The sequence below is a fragment of the Endozoicomonas sp. ONNA1 genome (assembly GCF_024606325.1).
Classification (GTDB): Bacteria; Pseudomonadota; Gammaproteobacteria; order Pseudomonadales; family Endozoicomonadaceae; genus Endozoicomonas_A.
Window position 1 is genome coordinate 1 of sequence record NZ_JAHHPN010000338.1, and the last position, 1321, is coordinate 1321.

The window sequence follows — 1321 nt, forward strand, 5'->3', positions numbered from 1 at the left end:
CTACATCCAAAGACGCGAAGCCAGACTAGCCGCAAACAAAGCGCTGAAGGCTAAATTTGCGGTTGACGCAGCCCCTTTCAACCCTATACCTGTTCATGTTCTGGCTACCCTGATCAAAAGAGGAATGGCCATCAAACCCGTCGCCTGGAAATCCCTTGACCATCATAAGCAGAGACTGCCTGAGTCTCTGCTTAACAAACTGAGAGAGAGAGTCGAAACATCAGGTACAGAATGCCCCGATGAGATCAAAGAATCACTGTGCCAATATCTGGATAACGTTCAACTCAGGAGAACTGAAGCCTGCGAGCCGGCGCCACAGAGCAGCAATCCTCCAGACGACAAACAAGAAAAACAGGCGTTTGGCAGTTTATGGTTGAAGCTCGACCAGACAGAAGTTTTTGGTACCGAAATACTGAACTTACTGGAAGATTATGGCGATAAAATGGAGCTTATGCACACAGTGACCGTCCTTAAAAAAGCCAAAATTGATATCGATAACCGCATGCTGGAAGGATGGAGGCAACGAGCATGCAGTCAAATAGAGCGGTTAAAAAAACGAGACCCTTTATTATTAGATGTTACTGATGATGTTTATCAGCATTGTCAGGAATTAGAGTTACTTGATGGGTGCGGGAGTATTTTCTAATTCCGTTCATGGCAGACTGGCCAGTGCAGTGCTATACGTCCCGTTGCAAATAACAAAGGTCAATCGATGGTCCTGTGTCTATGGGACGCCCTGAAAAAAACAAAACTGCCTGCTTGGTGGTCCGATCACTGCTGCTGTTAGTGACCATAACGTTTGGGGGGTCGCCGCCTGCATTGGAATTAGTTGGCCCTAGCCCGCTATCAGCCCATTTCTTATATACCAATAAGTTGGTCGTACCTGAACCACCCTACGCTCTTCCGGTTGGGTTTGTGACATTTGCACTCAGTTTTCTGGAGCTGCAGCCAAATAACAGTCCTCTTGAGTCTCTCCAATGGCCTCTCCTACCCGTTTGGCCAATGAAGCAGACACGCGGAATTGCCCCGTTAGCTGAGCCTCCCGAATTTCCGGAGAACACTCCCAATGCGCTGATCGCCACGGGCGCTGCCGGAGGAGATGGTGGCGATAAGCCACCTGACGGATACGAATGGAATCCTGATCCGGAGCCCCAGTCTCACCCTTACCTTGTTCTTGCCCCTGTTCAAAAATGCCTGCAACAAAAAAGACAACTACTTCAAATGCTACGAATCAAACGACTATGGTCTATTGCGACGGGCCAAACTACGCTGGCCCGGATATTGTCAGACCGGATCATGGTGATTGAAGCAGATCTTCTTG

Annotated in this window: 2 protein-coding genes; both read left to right on the plus strand. The window is 48.7% G+C overall.

The window, feature by feature from the left end; translation table 11 throughout:
• Positions 1-646, plus strand: a 646-nt coding sequence (locus KDK19_RS07605; protein ID WP_257291675.1) for a hypothetical protein, incomplete at its 5' end; no start/stop codon positions are given.
• 269 nt (positions 647-915) lie between these two features.
• On the plus strand, positions 916-1321 hold a 406-nt coding region (locus KDK19_RS07610; RefSeq protein ID WP_257254980.1), incomplete at its 3' end, for a hypothetical protein.